Annotated in this window: 17 protein-coding genes and 1 other RNA gene; 13 read left to right on the top strand and 5 right to left on the bottom strand. The window is 66.2% G+C overall.

Annotated elements, in window-relative coordinates; translation table 11 throughout:
- The first annotated feature begins 7 nt into the window (after positions 1-7).
- The 3 genes from V9L20_RS16680 to V9L20_RS16690 all read left to right on the top strand — a co-directional run bounded on the left by V9L20_RS16680 (position 8) and on the right by V9L20_RS16690 (position 3017).
- Positions 8-1681 carry an MBL fold metallo-hydrolase gene (locus tag V9L20_RS16680; protein WP_337297445.1) on the top strand — a complete coding sequence of 558 codons (1674 nt, stop codon included), beginning with the start codon at positions 8-10 and terminating at the stop codon, positions 1679-1681.
- Positions 1678-2388 carry an RNA pseudouridine synthase gene (locus tag V9L20_RS16685; protein ID WP_337297446.1) on the top strand — a complete coding sequence of 237 codons (711 nt, stop codon included), beginning with the start codon at positions 1678-1680 and terminating at the stop codon, positions 2386-2388. Before V9L20_RS16680 ends, V9L20_RS16685 begins: the two co-directional genes overlap by 4 nt.
- 80 nt (positions 2389-2468) lie before the next feature.
- Positions 2469-3017, top strand: a complete 549-nt coding sequence (locus V9L20_RS16690) for a hypothetical protein (protein ID WP_337297447.1) — start codon at positions 2469-2471, stop codon at positions 3015-3017.
- Between the two features lie 53 nt (positions 3018-3070).
- On the opposite strand, the gene rnpB is transcribed toward V9L20_RS16690, so the two are convergent.
- An RNA gene (rnpB, locus tag V9L20_RS16695) (RNase P RNA component class A) lies at positions 3071-3418 on the bottom strand.
- 102 nt (positions 3419-3520) lie between these two features.
- On the opposite strand from rnpB, the gene cysK reads away from it, so the two are divergent.
- The 5 genes from cysK to V9L20_RS16720 all read left to right on the top strand — a co-directional run bounded on the left by cysK (position 3521) and on the right by V9L20_RS16720 (position 8115).
- Positions 3521-4441, top strand: a complete 921-nt coding sequence (cysK, locus tag V9L20_RS16700) for a cysteine synthase A (protein ID WP_337297448.1) — start codon at positions 3521-3523, stop codon at positions 4439-4441.
- 73 nt (positions 4442-4514) lie between these two features.
- The gene (locus V9L20_RS16705; RefSeq protein ID WP_337297449.1) at positions 4515-6155 is read left to right on the top strand and encodes an NAD(P)/FAD-dependent oxidoreductase; all 1641 of its coding nucleotides are present in this window, start codon (positions 4515-4517) and stop codon (positions 6153-6155) included.
- Positions 6156-6167: 12 nt separating this feature from the next.
- Entirely contained in the window at positions 6168-6809 is a 642-nt protein-coding gene (locus V9L20_RS16710; protein WP_337297450.1) for a flavin reductase family protein, read from the top strand.
- A 56-nt stretch (positions 6810-6865) separates the two neighbouring features.
- Positions 6866-7666: a ProQ/FINO family protein gene (locus tag V9L20_RS16715; protein ID WP_337297451.1), complete on the top strand. Its 801-nt coding sequence runs from the start codon at positions 6866-6868 to the stop codon at positions 7664-7666.
- A 29-nt stretch (positions 7667-7695) separates the two neighbouring features.
- Complete coding sequence (locus V9L20_RS16720; protein ID WP_337297452.1) at positions 7696-8115, top strand: hypothetical protein; 420 nt, start codon at positions 7696-7698, stop codon at positions 8113-8115.
- A 72-nt stretch (positions 8116-8187) separates the two neighbouring features.
- Here the strand turns inward: V9L20_RS16720 and htpX are convergent, their stop codons facing one another.
- The 3 genes from htpX to V9L20_RS16735 all read right to left on the bottom strand — a co-directional run bounded on the left by htpX (position 8188) and on the right by V9L20_RS16735 (position 10772).
- Entirely contained in the window at positions 8188-9060 is an 873-nt protein-coding gene (gene htpX, locus V9L20_RS16725) for a protease HtpX (protein WP_337297453.1), read from the bottom strand.
- A gap of 153 nt (positions 9061-9213) precedes the next feature.
- Positions 9214-9954, bottom strand: coding sequence for a DUF3025 domain-containing protein (locus tag V9L20_RS16730; protein ID WP_337297454.1), 741 nt, complete (start codon positions 9952-9954; stop codon positions 9214-9216).
- The gene (locus V9L20_RS16735) at positions 9951-10772 is read right to left on the bottom strand and encodes an NYN domain-containing protein (RefSeq protein ID WP_337297455.1); all 822 of its coding nucleotides are present in this window, start codon (positions 10770-10772) and stop codon (positions 9951-9953) included. Before V9L20_RS16735 ends, V9L20_RS16730 begins: the two co-directional genes overlap by 4 nt.
- Positions 10773-11006: 234 nt before the next feature.
- Here V9L20_RS16735 and V9L20_RS16740 point away from each other — a divergent pair, with 234 nt between their 5' ends.
- A complete protein-coding gene (locus V9L20_RS16740) occupies positions 11007-13184 on the top strand; it encodes a hypothetical protein (RefSeq protein WP_337297456.1) in 2178 nt (725 codons plus the stop codon).
- Between the two features lie 21 nt (positions 13185-13205).
- Here V9L20_RS16740 and pyrC read toward each other — a convergent pair whose 3' ends face one another.
- Complete coding sequence (pyrC, locus tag V9L20_RS16745; protein ID WP_337297457.1) at positions 13206-14237, bottom strand: dihydroorotase; 1032 nt, start codon at positions 14235-14237, stop codon at positions 13206-13208.
- A 119-nt stretch (positions 14238-14356) separates the two neighbouring features.
- Here pyrC and V9L20_RS16750 point away from each other — a divergent pair, with 119 nt between their 5' ends.
- The 4 genes from V9L20_RS16750 to V9L20_RS16765 all read left to right on the top strand — a co-directional run bounded on the left by V9L20_RS16750 (position 14357) and on the right by V9L20_RS16765 (position 18816).
- The gene (locus tag V9L20_RS16750) at positions 14357-15373 is read left to right on the top strand and encodes a LysR family transcriptional regulator (RefSeq protein WP_337297458.1); all 1017 of its coding nucleotides are present in this window, start codon (positions 14357-14359) and stop codon (positions 15371-15373) included.
- Positions 15357-16130: a 2-amino-5-chloromuconate deaminase CnbZ gene (gene cnbZ, locus V9L20_RS16755; protein WP_337297459.1), complete on the top strand. Its 774-nt coding sequence runs from the start codon at positions 15357-15359 to the stop codon at positions 16128-16130. The genes V9L20_RS16750 and cnbZ overlap by 17 nt, the downstream gene beginning before the upstream one ends.
- Positions 16131-16204: 74 nt before the next feature.
- Positions 16205-17863 (top strand): ABC transporter substrate-binding protein, encoded by a 1659-nt coding sequence (locus V9L20_RS16760; RefSeq protein ID WP_337297460.1) that lies wholly within the window; start codon positions 16205-16207, stop codon positions 17861-17863.
- Positions 17863-18816: an ABC transporter permease gene (locus V9L20_RS16765; protein ID WP_258503964.1), complete on the top strand. Its 954-nt coding sequence runs from the start codon at positions 17863-17865 to the stop codon at positions 18814-18816. The genes V9L20_RS16760 and V9L20_RS16765 overlap by 1 nt, the downstream gene beginning before the upstream one ends.
- The last annotated feature ends 4 nt before the right edge of the window (positions 18817-18820 follow it).

Genomic DNA, 18820 nt, shown 5'->3' on the forward strand with positions numbered 1-18820 from the left:
TCGCCGCATGGTCCGCCCCACCCAACAACTCCACCCCGCACGCGAGCCGGTGCCCGTGCGCGCGGCAGCCACCATGCTGCTGCTGCGCGATTCCGAAGCCGGCATCGAAGTGCTGATGACGCGCCGTTCCGACAGAGCAAGCTTCGCGCCAGGCGCCTATGTGTTTCCCGGCGGCCAGATCGATGCGGCCGACGAAGCCGCCCAGCGCATTGCCACGCACCGCCCGACGCAGAGCGGACTTCAACTCACGCAGGCCATCGCGGCCATTCGCGAAGGCTTTGAAGAACTGGGCGTGCTGCTCGCGCGTCATGCCGACGGCCGGCCGGTAAGCGCGGAAGACATCGCGTCGATGGACCGCAGCACCACGTCGCCCGTTTCCTTTGTGGCGCAGTGCGAACAGCGCGGGCTGCTGCTCGCGTCCGACCAGGTCTTCACCCTTGCGCACTGGATCACCGACCGGGACTTGCCCAAGCGCTTCGACGTGCCCTTTCTGGTGGCGCGCATGCCCGAAGGCCAGACGCCCACGGCCGACGAAAGCGAGCAGTTCGAGCCCTGCTGGGTGCGGCCGGCCGATGCGTTGGCGCGCCACGCGGCGGGCAGCTTCTTCATGATCTTTCCAACGGTGCGCACGCTGCAGCGGCTGGCGGCCTATGCCAAGGTCGATGCGGTGCTGCAAGCCTGTGCCGGCGAAAAACCGCTGTGGACCAGTTGCCCGCGCGCCGGGCTGCTCGGCGGGCAGGATGCGCGCTACATGGAAGGCGAATCGCCCTACGGCGAGCTTGCGCTGGTGTGCCCCGACGGCCAATTGCTGCACACGCTCGACTGGCAAAGCGAGCACGCGGTGCCGCTGCTCAAGAACGTGCAGCGCCTGACCGCGCCCAATTCAGGCGCCATGACCGGCCCGGGCACCAACAGCTACATCGTGGGCGATGCCGCCACGGGCTACCTGGTGATCGACCCCGGGCCGAACGATGCCGCGCACATCGGCCGGCTCTGGCGTGCCACGCAGGGCGACATCCGCATGATCGTGTGCACGCATTCGCACGCCGACCATTCGCCCGGTGCGGCGCCGCTGCAGGCGCTGTGCGAAAAGGCAAAGCCGCCGATCCTCGGGCTTTCTTCTGCGCCCACGGCGCGTTCGTCCGCGCGCTTTGCCGCCGAGCGCGAACTGCTCGACGGCGAGCGCCTGGTGCTCTCGGGCACCGGCGCCGAAGGCCAGGAAATTACCCACACGCTGCGCGCCATTCACACACCCGGCCATGCCGCCAATCATGTGTGCCTGGTGCTGGAGGAAGACGGCCTGCTGTTCTCCGGCGACCACATCCTGAACGGCAGCACCACCGTGGTCGACCCGCCCGATGGCGACATGAACGCGTACCTCGAATCGCTGGACAAGCTCGACGCGGCCTGCGCGGCCTCCGAGGTGGGCGGCATCGACTTCATCCTGCCGGCGCACGGCTACGTCATCGGCAGTGCGCGCACCGCCATCGCCCAACTGAAAGCGCATCGCCTCAAGCGCGAAGCCAAGATTGCATCCGCCATGAAGAAACTCCCCCAAGGCACGCCTGAAGACTGGCTGCCGCTCGCCTACGACGACGTGCCCGAGCGCATGTGGCCCGTGGCGGCCCGCTCGCTGGCCGCGCACGTGGCGCGCATCCGGCAACTGGCTTCCGCCCAATGACCGGCGCCAGCGAAGAAGGCATTCGCCTTGCCAAGCGCGTGGCCGCCATCGCCGGCTGCTCGCGCCGCGAGGCCGAGCTGCTCATCGAAAACGGCGCGGTGCGGGTAGATGGCGTGCCGGCGCTGCTGCCGCAGTCGCGCGTGCAAGACCACCAGAAGGTCGAGATCGAAGCCGGCGCCAAGCCTGAACCGGTGTTGCCCGTCACCCTGCTGCTGCACAAGCCGGCCGGCATGCCGACCGAAAACGCGCATCGGCTGCTGGTGGCCGCCAACCATCACGAGCCGGAGCGCGCGGGCATGCGCTTTCTGCCGGCGCACGCCAAGGGCCAGAACTGCATGACGCCGCTCGAAACCGGCGCCAGCGGACTCGTCGTGTACACGCAGGATTGGCGCATCGAGCGCAAGCTGCATGAAGACGCGGGCGTGATCGAACACGAGGTCATGGTCGACGTGGCGGGCACGGTCAGCCCCGAGCAGCTGGTGCGCTTCGAGCGCTCGCCCGCGCGCGTGAGCATCGGCCGGCAGAGCGACGAGCAGACCGGCCTGCGCTTTGCACTCAAGGGCGCGCGGCCCGGGCAGATTGCGCATCTGTGCGACGAAGCGGGCGTGCGCATCCTCGCGATGCGGCGCATTCGCATCGGCCGCGTGCCGCTGTCGGGGCTGCAGCCCGGGCAGTGGCGTTATCTTTCGCCGCACGAACGCTTCTGACACGACAACGACAACAACAAGAAAGAAGCTGTCGGGGGACAAAAACAGGTACAGGGATAGGTACAGGGACAGGAGAAAAAATGAAGTTCGGATTCAAGACCGCCGCACTTGCCTGCACAGCGCCTCTTGCGCTGGCGGGCTGCAGTTATCTGGCGCCATTGCTGCCCAACCAGGCGCCGCCTGCGCCACCGGCGCCGCCACCGGTCGTTTCTCCCAGCGGGCTCGCACCCATCACCGAAGAGCAGGTGGAGCGCATCCGCGAGGCAATCGTCGCCAAGCCGCCGACGCCGGCCGTGGCCAAGATCGTGCGAAGCGCGGCGCCGACCATCGAATCTTTCGTGCGGACCGAAGGCTGCATCACCGCCCGCAACGGCGCCGTGCTCAACCCCTTTGCAGCGCCGGGCCGGTTGTTCGACGGTACGGGCTTCCAGGGCGGGCCCATGGCGGAGATGCAGTACCACGACAGGACAGCCTGCGTCACCGTCAAGCGCATCCAGAACTGGAAGATGGTGTCGCCCAAGCTGCTGCGCTTCGACGTGGTGTACGTGGGAGACGACGGCGAAGAGCGCTCCGTCAGGCGGCATGAGCTGATGCGCCAGCCCAAGGGCGGCTGGCTGTTTACGCGCTGAGCGTGCGCTCCGCGGCAGCTGCGCAATGGCTCGCTGCCCCGGGGCAAGAAAAAGTGTGAAGCCCGCCGATAAGCCGGATTCTGTGCGTTGGAGTTGCCCCCAACGTGACCGCCATTACTCTGGGCCGTTTGTCGCCAAACGGCTCGATGCCACCTACCCGCCAGCTCAGCGGAACCACCTCGATACTGGCCTACTTGGTGTTGCTGCGCGCAGAGATTGCCCGTTTCACCCGAACTTAATCGGCTCGTCTCTGTTGCTCTGATCCTCACCTCACGGTGGAGAGTCGTTAACTCCTGCGCTGTCCTGTGCAGTCCGGACGTTCCTCCAGTGCGGTCTTTCGACACGGCGCCTTGCGGCGTCGCCCCTTTCGGGCTTGCACCAGCGGCGGTCTGGCGTGCTTCACGGAGGGAATTATCGCCTGATCCCCTCGCATCCGCTGGCGGCCCGTTTCACAATGGCGCTTCGATTGACCTGCCCTGCCCCATAAAGCCCAAGGAGATCCAATGAAGGCCCAGAACATCCTCCAGACCATCGGCAACACGCCGCACATCCGCATGAACCGCCTGTTCGGCAATGCGAAGCAGCAGGTGTGGATCAAGTCCGAGCGCGCCAACCCGGGCGGCTCCATCAAGGACCGCATTGCGCTCGCAATGGTGGAAGACGCCGAGAAATCCGGCGCGCTGAAGCCCGGCGGCACCATCGTGGAGCCCACCTCGGGCAATACCGGCATCGGCTTGGCGATGGTTGCGGCCGTCAAGGGCTACAAGCTGATCCTGGTGATGCCCGACAGCATGTCGGTGGAGCGCCGCCGGCTGATGCTGGCCTACGGCGCCACCTTCGACCTGACGCCGCGCGCCGGCGGCATGAAGGCCTCCATTGCCCGCGCCGAAGAAATCGTGGCCGGCACGCCGGGCGCGTGGATGCCCCAGCAGTTCAACAACCCCGCCAACGTCGACGTGCACATGCGCACCACGGCCGAGGAAATTGCGGCCGACTTCCCCGACGGCATCGACGTGCTGATTACCGGTGTGGGCACCGGCGGCCACATCACGGGCGTGGCGCGGGTGCTCAAGAAGAAGTGGCCCAAGCTGCAGGTGTTCGCGGTGGAGCCGGTGGCCTCGCCGGTCATTTCGGGCGGACAGCCCTCGCCGCACCCGATCCAGGGCATTGGCGCGGGCTTCATTCCAAAGAACCTCGACACCTCGCTGCTCGACGGCGTGCTGCAGGTCGACGCCGAACCGGCCCGCGAAATGGCCCGCCGCTGCGCGGTGGAGGAAGGCATGCTGGTGGGCATTTCGTCCGGCGCCACGCTCGCGGCCATTGCGCAGAAGCTGCCCACGCTGGCACCCGATGCGGTGGTGCTGGGTTTCAACTACGACACCGGCGAGCGCTACCTCTCGGTCGAAGGCTTCCTGCCGGCCTGATCAGCTATCTCTTTCATAGCGCCCCGGGCGCGTAAAATCTGCGGCCTGCTTGATAACCACAAGCCACACCGACATGCTGAGACTCTCTGAAATCAAACTGCCGCTCGACCACGACGACGCGGCGCTCCCCCAGGCCATTGCCACCGCCCTCGACACGCCGGTTTCCAGCGTGCGCGAGTTCAAGGTGTTCAAGCGCAGCTTCGACGCGCGCAAGCCGCAGCTGCTGCAGGTCTACATCGTCGACGTGCAGCTGGCCGATTCGAAGCTCGAGGCCGCGCTGCTCGCAAAGCACGCCGGCCACCCGCACATCCAGCCCGCGCCCGACATGCGCTACACGCCGCCGGCGCATGCGCCCGAGGGTGCGCCGCGGCCTGTGGTGATCGGCTTCGGCCCCTGCGGCATCTTCGCGGCGCTGATGCTCGCGAAGATGGGCTTCAAGCCCATCGTGCTCGAACGCGGCAAAACGGTGCGCCAGCGCACCCGCGACACCTGGGGACTGTGGCGCAAGGGCGTGCTCAACCCCGAGTCGAACGTGCAGTTCGGCGAAGGCGGCGCCGGCACCTTTTCGGACGGCAAGCTCTACAGCCAGATCAAGGATCCGCGCTTCCTCGGCCGCAAGGTGATGGAAGAGTTCGTCAAGGCCGGCGCACCGCCCGAGATTCTCTACGTCGCGCATCCGCACATCGGCACCTTCAAGCTGGTGAAGGTGGTGGAGAACATCCGCGAGCAGATCGTGGCACTGGGCGGCGAAATCCGCTTCGAGCAGCGCGTGACCGATGTGCAGATCGAAAACGGCCAGCTTCGCGGCCTTACGGTGGTCGACCAGGCCACCGGCCAAAGCAGCGAGCTGCGCGCCGACCACGTGGTGATGGCGCTCGGCCACAGCTCGCGCGACACCTTTGCCATGCTGCACCAGCGCGGCGTGCACATCGAGGCCAAGCCCTTTTCCATCGGCTTTCGGGTCGAGCACCCGCAGGGCCTGATCGACCGTGCGCGCTGGGGCCGGCATGCGGGCCACCCGCTGCTTGGCGCGGCCGACTACAAGCTGGTGCACCACGCAAGCAACGGCCGCTCGGTCTACAGCTTCTGCATGTGCCCGGGTGGCACGGTGGTGGCAGCCACCAGCGAGCCGGGCCGCGTGGTCACCAACGGCATGAGCCAGTATTCGCGCAACGAGCGCAACGCCAACGCGGGCATCGTGGTGGGCATCGACCCGCGCGACTTTCCCGGCTGGACGGCAGAGACCGCGGGCGATGCGCTCGCCGGCATCGCGCTCCAGCGCGAGCTCGAATCGAACGCCTTCGTGCTTGGCGGCGGCGACTACCGCGCGCCCGGCCAGCTGGTGGGAGACTTCATCGCGGGCAAGCCTTCGACCGCGCTCGGCAGCGTGCTGCCGTCGTACAAGCCCGGCGTCACGCCCACCGACCTGCACCAGGCGTTGCCGGCCTACGCCATCGAGGCGATGCGCGAAGCCTTTCCCGCCTTCGGCCGCAAGATCAAGGGCTTCGACCTGCACGATGCGGTGCTGACCGGTGTGGAAACGCGCACCTCGTCGCCGATCCGCATCACGCGGGGCGACGACTTTCAAAGCCTCAACGTGCGCGGCCTGTACCCGGCCGGCGAAGGCGCGAGCTACGCGGGCGGCATTCTGTCGGCCGGCGTGGACGGCATCAAGGTGGCCGAGGCGGTGGCACGCAGCGTCACCGGAACGTAAGGAGCCACCGCCATGTCCAACAGCAACAACAACAGCGAAGACGACTTCCACTTCTACGAGCCCGCCAAGGGCCATGGCCTGCCGCACGATCCGTTCAATGCAATGGTCGGTCCGCGGCCGATCGGCTGGATCTCGTCGCAGGACGAGAACGCCGCGCTCAACCTCGCGCCATACAGCTTCTTCAACGCCTTCAACTACACGCCGCCGATCGTCGGCTTTGCGAGCATTGGCGCCAAGGACAGCCTGCACAACATCCGCCAGACGCGCGAGTTCGGCTGGAACCTGGCCACCCGGCCGCTGGCCGAGCAAATGAACCAGTCGTGCGCGGCCGTCCCGCCCGAGGTGAACGAGTTCGAGCTTGCCGGCCTCACGCCAGCGGCTTCGCGCAACATTGCGGTGCCGCGCGTGGCCGAAAGCCCGGTGTCGTTCGAATGCCGGCTCACGCAGCTGCTGCAGCTCGAAGGCGTGAACGGCGAGCCGGTGCCCACATGGCTCATCCTCGGCGAAGTGGTGGGCGTGCACATTGCACGGCACCTGCTGAAAAACGGCATTTACGACACGGCTGCCGCGCGCCCGATCCTGCGCGGCGGCGGCCCGGCCGACTATTTCGAGATCAGCCCCGACAATCTCTTCAAGATGTTCCGACCGCGCTGAGCGCGAGGGAACATTGCTTTTTTTCTGCCTGCTGCCAACCTGACAAGAACCGACCGATGACCGACACCGCCACGCCTCAAGAAGAAATCCAGGAAGTCCAGCAAACGCAAGCCGAGGGCGCTGCCCAGCAGCCCCGCGCCGAGGGCGGCCGCCCGCCCCGGCAGCCGCGCCAGCCACGGCAGCAGCAACAGCAAAAACAAAAGCCCGGCAAGCAGGCCGCGCAGCAGCAACAGCCGCAGCGCGCGCGCAAGGTGCACCCCGCGCTCGAAAAGCTGTTCGAGCTTTATCCCGGCATGTTCGGCGCGCGCTTCCTGCCGCTCAAGCTCGGCGTGTTCCAGGACCTGCTCGAAAAGCACCCCGACGATTTCAAGAAGGACGACCTGAAGGTCGCACTCGGCCTGCATGCGCGTTCCACGCGCTACCTCGAGGCGGTGGCGGCGGGCCTTCCGCGGCACGACCTCGACGGCAACGTGGTGGAACCCGTGGCGCCCGAGCATGTGCACCACGCCATCCTCGAGCTCCACCGCCGCCGAGCGCAGCGCAACCCCGGCGAAGACCTGCGCCCCCAGCTGGTGGCACGCATTGCCCGCGCGGTGGAAGCCTCGGGCCTCGACCGCGAAGCCTATGCGGTGCTGGTGCGCTCGCGCGACGAAGAAACCAATGCCGTGCTCGACGAGGCGCTGGCCGAACTGGGCCGGCAAGCCGCCAAGCGCGAGGCGCTGCTGCGCGCCTTCGAGGCGAGCGGGCGCGATAGCGAGCAGGCCTTTGCCGAGATGTACGGCATGGACGCCGAAGAAGTCGCGCGCATGCTCGCACGCGCACGCGCCGAGCGCCAGCCGGCAGCCCCGGCGGCCTGATCGCCCCGGCCGTTGCCGCTGCAGCACCCGTGACCGACTTCGCGAGCTTCGTGGCACCGGCGGCCTCTGCGGGCGCCGCGGAGGCGGATGCGATCCGCGAGGCCTCCGCCTGCCTCGACCGTTTTACCGATCGCTTCAATGCCTGCGACACCGCGGGCATGGACGGCGAGCTTCACTTTCCGCATGTGATGCTCTCGGGCGCGCAGCGGCTCGAGTGGCAGGCGCCCGGCCACCATCCGGTCGATTTCTTCGAGAAGCTCAAGGCTTCTGGCTGGCGCCTCACGCGCTACCAGTCGAAGGAAGCCGTACTGGCCAGCGCCGACAAGGTGCATTTCGTGGTCACCTACACGCGTGAAGACGAGGCCGGCACGGTGCTCAGCACGCACCGCAATCTCTGGATTGCCACCCGCGTTACGGGGCGCTGGGGCATTTCGCTGCGTTCGTACTGACGAAGCTTCGGCCCCCATTAAAAAAGCCGCCACGGTTGCCCGTGACGGCTTTTTTGTTGGCTCGGCAAAAGATCAGCGCGCGTTCTGCAGCGCCGCAATGCGCTCTTCGATCGGCGGGTGCGTGGCAAAGAGCTTGCCGATGCTGCCCGTGATGCCCATAGCTTCCACCGCCTTGGGCAGCTCGCCGGCCGGCAGGCCGCCGAGGCGGGCCAGCGCGTTCATCATCGGCTGCTTCTGGCCCATGAGCGCGGCCGCGCCGGCGTCTGCGCGGAATTCGCGCTGGCGCGAGAACCATGCCACCACGATGGCCGCCGCAAAGCCCAGCACGATGTCGAGCACGATGGTGCTCACGTAGTAGCCGATGCCGGGGCCCGACGAGCGGTCGTCGCCGCGGCGCAGAAAGCTGTCGACCGCATAGCCGATCACGCGCGAGAGGAACACGACGAAGGTGTTCATCACGCCCTGGATCAGCGTCATGGTCACCATGTCGCCGTTGGCGATGTGCGCCACCTCGTGGCCGATGACGGCCTCGACTTCTTCACGCGTCATGCCCTGCAGCAGGCCGGTGGACACCGCCACCAGCGACGAGTTCTTGAACGCGCCGGTGGCGAAGGCGTTGGGTTCGCCTTCGAAGATGCCGACCTCGGGCATGCCGATGCCGGCCTTGTCGGCGAACTTGCGCACGGTGCCGACAATCCAGGCCTCGTCGGGCGTCTGGGGGTTGTCGATCATGTGCAGCTTGGTCGTCCACTTGGCCATGGGCTTGCTGATGAGCAGCGAAATGATCGCGCCGCCAAAGCCCATGATCAGCGCGAAGCCGAGCAGGGCCGTCAGGTTCAGCCCGTTGGCCGTCAGGTAGCGGTTGACGCCGAGCAGGCTGGCAACGATGCCGAGCACCGCAACGACCATCACATTGGTCAAAACGAACAGAAGGATACGTTTCAAGTTGAATTCTCCGTGGGGGAACGCTGCCGCATAGATGAGGACCGGATGGCCCTCTTCAAGCCGTGCGATGTGTGGCCCTCTTCCATTGTTGTTTGGTTCTGAAGGCGGCCTGCACGGCGGCTCGCGGGTAGAGCGATGATAGGAGCAAAAGTTCTATGGTCCAGGCCGGAAGACCTTCGGATCGTCGTAGAAATCTACCGACGCGTTGTCCGGCCACCAGCCCGGCACGCCCAGCACTGGCAGCGGAGCAAAAGGTTTTTGCGCCAGGTATTCCGCATCGAGGCTGCGGGCCAGCGCCCGGTCGTCGGGCACCGACAACCCGACCGCGCCCGGCGCAGGCAGCAGCACATGCGCGGTGACCGCTTTGCGCGGGGTGGTGAGTTTCTCGAGCAGCGCGTGGCCGAACACGAGCAGCCGCGCCTTGGCCCACAAGGCGCGCTGCGTCACGAAAAGGGTGTGCCAGTCGCGCGCGGCCAGCGCTTTCCACAACGCGGCGGGTGCATCGAGCACGGCGCCGTTCTCGTCGAAAAGCGTGAGCGCATCGCGCAGCGGGCCGCGCGTGGACGCGATGCCCCTGCGGGCGATCTCCGCGGCCTGCAGCTCGTTGAGGCGGCGCTTGGTTTCGGGAAAGGCGAGCCAGACCAGCCCGTTGAAGAAGTCGTGCAGGTTGTCGCGCGTCGGCACGGTGCCAGTCTGGAAAATGTGCGCTTCGTACGCCAGGCCCGCGGGCAGATCCAGCTGCGGCGCGAAGACGGGCGAGAAGCCCGGCGCCGCGCTCTGCTGCAGCGCGGCCGCAACCGTGGTGGTGTGAAGTGCGGCGTGGGCTGCCGACTCGCCGATGGCGCGATAAGGCGCGAGCCAGGGCTGCGCCCAGTCGATCGCCGCCAGGCTCAAGACGCGGGCGCCCCGGTCCAGCGGATGCGGTCGGGGTGCTGCAGCACGGCGAACTCCGCCGGAAGCTTGTCGAACAGCTTGAGCGAGCTGCCGTGCTTGCCGAGCAGCCCGGCCCCGCGCAGGGCCTGGGCCACGTCGTTGAGCGGCACGTCGGTGCCGCCGCGCAGCGCGGGCACCGCCTGCAGGATGAACTCGGCGGCCTCGGAGGGCGGTTGCGGCTGCGCCTGTGCCGGCTTCGCTGCCTTGGTGGTCTTTCGGGCCGGCGGCGTCTTGGCCGCGGTCTTGCGGGCCGGCGCGGCCGCGCTCTTCTTCTCGGTCTTGGCGGGCGCGCGCTTGGCGGCCACCTTGGCCGCTGCCTTCTTCGCCGGTGCGGCGCGCGGTGCGACCGGCGCGCCGTGGTGCCGCAGGTCGGTGAACTCGTCGTAGACCGTCACGGTCTCTTCGCCGGTCTTGCCCTGCTGGCCGAGGCCGCACACGCGGCAGCCCTTTTCGCGCAGGCGAATCACGAGCGGCGCAAAGTCGGAGTCGGAAGACACCAGCACCACCACGTCGGGACGCTCGGCGATCACGAGGTCGATGGCATCCACGGCGAGTGCGATGTCGGTGCTGTTCTTGCCGGCCGAGATATTGACCATCGGCCGCACCGACAGCCGCTTGAACAGCGCCTGCTGCTTGAGTGCGGTTTCGGCGTTGCAGTAGGCGCGGCGCACATGGACTGCGCCGTACTCGGACATGGTTCGCTGCACGGCCTGCTCGATCACGTCGGCCGAGACGTTGTCGGCATCGATCAGCAGCATCACGCGCAGCGTGGAAGTCATATGAAGTTCCTATCAAAGTAGAAGAACGAGTATCCCCCGCTTGCTCTATGCAGACCTCACCTGCGCGGCCATGAGGCAGTACCGCACAGCATGCACCCATCACAGACATTCAGTTACGATTGATCGGATAAATCTCAAAAGGGAGGAAGTGTGCAAGTTCATCGCATACTGTTTGGCGGGTTCGCGGCAATATGTCTCATAAGCTGTGGCGGGAACGGCGGAGGAGATGGTTCCGTGCTCCCCGCTTCATTTACAGCGTCAGGGCAGACCCAGGCTAGCGCGCTCACCGAAGATTCCGTTCCCAACAAGGAACTGGCCACGCCTCTGCGTCCGCTCGCGAAGAGTCCCTTTAAGCGCCGCTATCGGGTTTTTTCCGCTAACGGAGGGCAGTACACCCTTGACCTCGATTTCAACAATCGACGCTACGTATTTGGTCTAAGCGATGGAGGAAATAGCAACGTATTACAGCCGATCAACTCGCCTGTTGTTGGCACGATCGCGTCTGGTGAATTTTCTGATGATCCTATGCAGCCAGGCACCTTTGTGCTTCAGCGTAGCAAAGTCAATTCCGTAGTCAATCTCGCTCGCTTTCGTCTTCTCGGTGACGCCATCGTCGGTACGTTTCCACTGGCTCTGACAGCTTTGGAAGGCACAGTTGGCACCTCCTATCCCTTCTTGGGCGTTACGAACCTGGTTAGCGCACAGTCCGCACTGGACGGCACCTATAACCGCTTCACCTACGGTACACCGTTTCAAAACACCGCTTACTCGCTGGCACACCAAATCAGCATTTCCGGCGGCGGGACTCAATTGCGCGTGTGCCGCTCGGATACCCGTCTTTACCGAGTCGAAGCCTGTCCCACGCAGCTCTTGAAGACCTATGCCATCGTCGCTACAGGGCGTCCCGGCATCTGGCGTTTAACAACGGCCGATACAGCAGAGCAGATCGATTTTTCAGTGGCCCGAGTGGGGGGGCAGAACGTCTATTTGGCTGCCGGGCGGCTGCCGAACCTTGATCTCCAGTTTCGTATTGGCTTGCCGGAAACTACCGAATGGACGGCCGCCACGATGTACGGCGCCTTTACCGCGAGTAGCACCAGCGGAAACGAGCCTGCGCTCGAAGTCGGTGACGCGTGGACCCGAACAAGCGTGCACGCAGACAGTGTCCGCCAATCCGCTGTGTATGCAGACGGCAAATGGACCGTTGAACAGCGCCCGCTGGTCACGCCAGCCAACGATGCACCGATCGGTGCGCGCGGACTGCAATCGGGTAGTTCAACGCTGTACGGTGCACGCGGCGCCGGCCTCTGGGCCATGGCAGCCATCCCGCGGCTTGGTACTAACGAGCCTTACCAGAATGGAGTGATCGGTTTATGGGGAACTGGCGAAGGGGTGGCCGTAGATCCGCGCAACGACAGCTACACGGTATTCGCCTCCAATGGCACCAAGCAGCGCTTGCGACTTGATTTCGACAGGCATCAATACGAGATGGTGGATGAGTCAGGCCACTCGGTTCGCGGACCCTTCGTTGCCGATCCGGTGCAAAAAAACGTCTATGTATTTGCCACAGACAGGGTCGCCCCTCCGTCAGCTGCGCGCTTCCAGGTCACTATTGACGCTGTCATCGGCACCTTTCCATTTCTGGAGTCGAGTGGTTCGGGCCGCTATGCGCTTCAACCATTCGTCGCGGCTCGCAATTTGGTCATTGACGCAACAGAATTTCATCTTGTTGGCAGTCTCCCGCGTTTCAACATGTTTAGCGTGGCGCGTGGCACAGGAATAGCCGACTCTACGACCAGCACGTTCGACCTGCACTACAGTGGAGCCAACACGTCCACGCTTGGCGTCTGCTCCACAGATCCGTTGAAGCCAATGTGTACGCCTGATCGGAACTACTCAGTCACCAAGGGCTCAGAAGCCGGAGATTGGGTCGCCACCAACACGGCGAATGCGAGCGACAACTTCCATTTCTCCGTGGCACGCATCGGGGGCAAAAATGTTTACCTGCGCGCCGCCGTTGATTCATCGAACCGCGCGATCTTTGAGGTCGGCCTCACGACTTGGGCACCCTTCCAGTGGCCGGCAAACTCATTTCCACTGACCGTCTCGACGCTCGGCGGCCACGGTAGCGGTGGAACTTCCGTCAACGCGATAAACACGGTTTTCAATCACCCCGACGGCAGCTCACTTCCCTTTTCCATCACCCTTGAGCCCATATCGACCTACCCTACTGCGCGCCCCCACGCGAGTGGCATTCGCATTGGATGGAACACCTCCTCGCCCACAGACCAATACGATGCTACCGTCGAGCCCAGTGCGTTGCTGATGGTGGTGGGCCGCTCCGGCAATCCAGCCACCCAAGGCTATCTGCAACTTGTTATGGGGGGCCGGCAATTGAGCGACCCCCCGTGACGCACGGGACGACGATCGCACTCAGCTCATGCGCCAGGCCACCGTTTCCCCCCCGCGCAGTGGCTTGAGCGTGGCGTCGCCGTAAGGCACCGTCTCCGGCACCGTCCAGCTTTCGCGCTTCAGCGTGATGGTGTCGCTGTTGCGGGGCAAGTCGTAGAAGTCGGGCCCGTGAAAGCTTGCAAACCCCTCGAGCTTGTCGAGCGCGTCCACGCTGTCGAAGGCCTCGGCATAGAGCTCGATGGCGGTCAGCGCGGTGTAGCAACCGGCGCAGCCGAGTGCATGTTCCTTCAGGTGCGCCGGGTGCGGCGCGCTGTCGGTGCCCAAAAAGAAACGGTCGCTGCCGCTGGTGGCCGCCTCGACCAGTGCCACGCGGTGCGTTTCGCGCTTGAGCACGGGCAGGCAGTAGTAGTGCGGGCGAATGCCGCCGGTGAAGATGGCGTTGCGGTTGTACAGCAGGTGGTGCGCGGTAATGGTGGCGGCCGTGAAGCGGCCGGCGTCGCGCACGTAGTGAGCGCCCTCTTTCGTGGTGAGGTGCTCGAACACGACCTTGAGTTCAGGGAAATCGCGGCGCAGCGGAATCATCACGCGGTCGATGAAGACGGCTTCGCGGTCGAACAAATCGATGGCCGGGTCGGTCACTTCGCCGTGCACCAGCAGCAGCAGGCCGTGCTTCTGCATGGCTTCGAGCGTCTTGTAGGTGTGGCGGATGTCGGTTACGCCGGCATCGCTGTTGGTGGTGGCGCCGGCGGGGTAGAGCTTGAGCGCGCGCACGCCGGCCTGGGCGGCCAAGGCAATTTCTTCGGGCGGCAGCTTGTCGGTCAGGTAGAGCGACATCACGGGCTCGAAGGCCGTGCCTTCGGGCACCGCCGCGCGAATGCGGTCGCGATAGGCCGTGGCCTGCGCCGCGGTGGTCACGGGCGGGCGCAGGTTCGGCATGATCAGCGCGCGGCCGAACTGGCGCGCACTGTGCGGCACCACGGCTTCGAGCGCGGCGCCGTCGCGCACGTGCAGATGCCAGTCGTCCGGGCGGGTGATGGTGAGGGTGTCTGTCATGGGAGGGCAATTGTCGCATCGGCCTCCCGCGGCACGGCGGTTGCTTGACGTCCGGCGCGGAAGGGCCGATGGTTCGGCCCGGTCGTGCCATCCGGCAAATGAAAAGAAGAGGACCCACGATGCTCTCCACGGCAATGCTCTATTTCCGCGAGACCGCGCGTGCCGGCTCGCTGCGCCGGGCGGCCGAACAGCTGGGCGTGGCGCCGAGCGCCATCAGCCGGCAGATCGCCAACCTGGAGGGCGAGCTGCAGACCGCGCTGCTCGACCGCCGCGCCAACCGCACGGTGCTCACGCCGGCCGGGGAGCTGGTGCTGGCGCATGCCGAGCGGGTGCTGCAGGACAGCACGGCTCTTCGCGGCGCATTGCAGGAACTGGTGGGCCAGCCCTGCGGCGTGGTGCGCATCGGCAGCATCGAGGGCATGGTCGGCCACTTTCTCTCGAACAACCTCGCGCGCTTCCAGAAGCGGCATCCGCAGGTCAGGGTGGTGGCCTCCGTGGTCGGCTCGCGCGCGGTGCTGGAGGCGCTGCAAGAGGGCCGCATCGACATTGCGCTGGCGTTCAACCTTCCGGAGCGCCATGCGTTCCGCGAGCATGCGCGGCTCGAGCAGCCGCTGTGCGTGGTGGTGGCGCCGACGCATGCGCTCGCGCGGCGGCGCAGCGTGTCTTTCCAGGAGCTGGCGGGCCAGCGCGTGGCGCTGCCAGACCGCTCGTTCCAGATCCGCCACCTGGTGGACCGCATTGCCGGCCAGACGCAGGTTGCGCTGGAGCTCGCCATCGAAACCAGCACGCTGGACATGGCCAAGGGCGTGGTGCGCAACAGCGACCTGGCCACCTTCTTGCCGCGCTATGCCGCGCTGCATGAAGTGTCGAACGGCGACCTTTGCGCGGTGCCGCTGCAGGAGCGCGACTTTGCAGCGACGGCAACCAGCCTGCTCACCATGCCCGCCCACCGGCTCTCCCCGGCTGCGCGCGCGCTGCTCGAAACGCTGTCGGCCAGCATGCGCCGCTACGGTGGCGGCGTACCCGCCTGTTCTGATTCCGGCAACAGCGGCGTGCCGGAATCAGCCTTCCCGCCGGAGCCGGCGCTCCCTACATTGAGCGCTGACTTGGAGAGGCTGCATGAAGACTGCGACTGAGGTGGTGGATTTTCCCGAGGGCGGCTACCGTTACGTGAAAGGCGTGTTCCAGTACTCAGCCGGCGTGGCCGCACAGCCGGGCTTCGCGATCGAGCGGGTGCGCTTCCAGAAGGCGGTGCCGCTGGCCGACGGGTTCGACGCCATCGCCAACCACCTGGCCGCCATCGGCCGGCCGCTCGCGGCGCTGTGCGGCTGCGAATTGCGCTCGCCGGCGCCGTTTTCCGAGCGCGGCTTTCATGACTTCAACCGGCTCTATGCCGGCACGCTCGAAAGCTGGGGCCTCGTGCGCGGCGAGCGGAACCCGGTTGCCCGCACCAACGTCTGCCCGCGCCTGGGCGCACCCGCCACGCCGGCGTTCCAGGCCTTTTCGTACACGGTGCCGGCCGACGATGCCGCCGGCCCGCCGAGCTTCGTGGTGTCCGGCGGCGGCGAGGCGCCCGACGGCCACGCGAGCTACCGCGACGTGATGGTCCGCCTGGGCGACACCAGTACCGAAGGCATGCGCGACAAGCTGGCCTACGTGATGACCGAGATGGAGCGCCGGCTCGCGGCGCTGGGCTTCGGCTGGAGCGACGCATCGGCCGTGCAGGCCTACACCACGCACGACATCGGCGCCCTGGTGTTCGACGAAATCGTGCAGCGCGGCGCCCTGACGACCGGCCTGACCTGGCACCTCGCGCGCCCGCCCATCGTCGACATGGAATACGAGATGGACCTGCGCTGCGCCCGCCGCGAGATGGCGTGGGCCTGGCCCTGAAAACCGCGGCTGGCACACGTCGTGCTTCACCACCGGTTCGACACCTTTTGCCTTTTCATCCCTAGGAGTTCCATGTGAAGCGTGCTGTTCCTGCCTTGATCCTGAAACCCCTGGCCGCCTGTGCGGCGCTTGCCACCCTGGCTTTTGCAACGCCGGCCTTGGCCCAGGAGAAAACGCTGCGCATCGCCATGACCGCGGCCGACATTCCGCGCACCCTGGGGCAGCCCGACCAGGGCTTCGAGGGCAACCGCTTCACCGGCATTCCCATCTACGACTCGCTCACGCAGTGGGACCTGTCGAAGGCCGACGCGCCAAGCGTGCTGATTCCGGCGCTGGCCGCCTCATGGACCGTCGATGCCAAGGACAAGACCAAGTGGGTCTTCAAGCTGCGCCCCGGCGTCAAGTTCCATGACGGCTCGGCCTTCAATGCCGACGCCGTGGTGTGGAACGTGCAGAAGGTGCTCGACAAGGACGCCCCGCAGTTCGACCCCAGCCAGGTGGGCGTGACCGCCTCGCGCATGCCGACGCTGCGCACCGCGCGCAAGGTCGACGACATGACGGTCGAGCTCACCACCAGCGAGCCCGACGCCTTCCTGCCGATCAACCTGACGAACCTGTTCATGGCCTCGCCCGCCCAGTGGCAGAAGAAGTTCGACGCCGCCGCCGGCGCCACGCCCGCCGACAAGTCCAAGGCCGCATGGACGGCCTTTGCCGCCGATCCCGCGGGCTCGGGCCCGTTCAAGGTCACGCGCTTTGTGGCCCGCGAGCGGCTGGAGCTGGCCGCCAACAAGACGTACTGGGATGCCAAGCGCGTACCCAAGATCGACAAGGTCGTGATGCTGCCGATGCCAGAAGCCAACGCGCGCACCGCCGCGCTGCTGGGCGGCCAGGTCGATTGGATCGAAGCGCCCGCGCCTGACGCCATGCCGCAGATCACGCAGCGCGGCTTCAAGATCTATTCCAACGCGCAGCCGCACGTGTGGCCCTGGCAGCTGTCGTTCGCCGAAGGCTCGCCCTGGCTCGACAAGCGCGTGCGCCAAGCCGCCAACCTGTGCATCGACCGCGGCGGCATGAAGCAGCTGCTGGGCGGCATGATGGCCGAGCCCAAGGGCACCGTGCCGCCCGGCCATCCGTGGTGGGGCAACCCGAAGTTCGACATCAAGTACGACGTGAAGGCCGCCCAGGCGCTGATGACGCAGGCCGGCTACTCGGCCGCCAAGCCGATCAAGGTGAAGGTGCAGATCTCCGCCTCGGGCTCGGGCCAGATGCAGCCGCTGCCCATGAACGAATTTGCGCAGCAGTCGCTCAAGCAGTGCTTCTTCGACGTCGAGTTCGACGTGATCGAATGGAACACGCTCTTCACCAACTGGCGCAAGGGCGTGAAAGACCCGTCGGCCAACGGCGCCAACGCGACCAATGTGAGCTTCGCGGCGATGGACCCCTTCTTCGCGATGGTGCGCTTCGTGAGCACCAAGACCTTCCCGCCGGTGTCCAACAACTGGGGCTACTACGGCAACGCCGAGGTCGACAAGCTGGTGGCCGATGCGCGCACCAGCTTCGACGACAAGGCACGCGACGGCGCGCTCGCCAAGCTGCATGCGCACATCGTCGACGACGCGCCGTTCGTCTGGATTGCGCATGACGTCGGCCCGCGCGCGATGTCGGCCAAGGTCAAGAACGTGGTGCAGCCCAAGAGCTGGTTCATCGACATCGCAACCATGACGATGGACTGATGCTGGCCTATCTGCTGCGCCGCGTGGTCTACGCCGTGCCGATCATGATCGGCGTGGCGCTGGTGTGCTTTCTGCTCGTGCACATCGCGCCCGGCGATCCGCTGGTGTCGATTCTTCCGCCCGACGCCTCGGCCGACCTGCAGGCGCAGCTGCGCGAGCTCTACGGCTTCAACCGTTCGCTGCCCGAGCAGTTCGCGATGTGGATCTGGCGGGCGCTGCACGGCGACCTGGGCGTTTCGATCGCGAGCAACCGGCCCGTGGCGGGCGAGGTGTTCACCGCCGTGGGCAACACGCTGCGGCTCGCGGTGGTGGCCACGTTCATCGGCTTTGTGCTGGGCTGCCTGTTCGGCTTCGTGGCCGGGTACTTTCGCAACTCGTGGATCGACCGCTTCGCCTCGATGCTGTCGGTGCTGGGCGTGAGCGTGCCGCACTACTGGCTGGGCATGGTGATGGTGATCGTGTTCTCGTCGCAGCTCATGTGGCTGCCGGCCACGGGCGCGGGACCGGGCGGCTCCAGCGACTGGGCGTGGGACTGGGAGCATGTGCAGTTCCTCATCCTGCCGGCCCTCACCATGTCGGTGATTCCCATGGGCATCATCGCGCGCACGGTGCGCGCGCTGGTGGCCGACATCCTGGATCAGGAATTCATTGTCGGCCTGCGCGCGAAGGGCCTCACGCACTTCGGCGTGTTCCGCCATATGGTGAAGAACGCGGCGCCCACGGCGCTGGCCGTGATGGGCCTGCAGCTGGGCTATCTGCTCGGCGGCTCGATATTGATCGAGACCGTGTTCTCCTGGCCCGGCACCGGCTTTCTCTTGAACTCCGCCATCTTCCAGCGCGACCTGCCGCTGCTGCAAGGAACCATCCTGGTGCTGGCACTGTTCTTCGTGTTGCTGAACCTGCTGGTCGACGTGCTGCAAACCATGCTCGACCCGCGGATTGCGCGGGCCTGACCAC

Origin of the sequence: Variovorax sp. CCNWLW225, assembly GCF_037204045.1 — a bacterium.
Taxonomy (GTDB): Bacteria; Pseudomonadota; Gammaproteobacteria; order Burkholderiales; family Burkholderiaceae_C; genus Variovorax.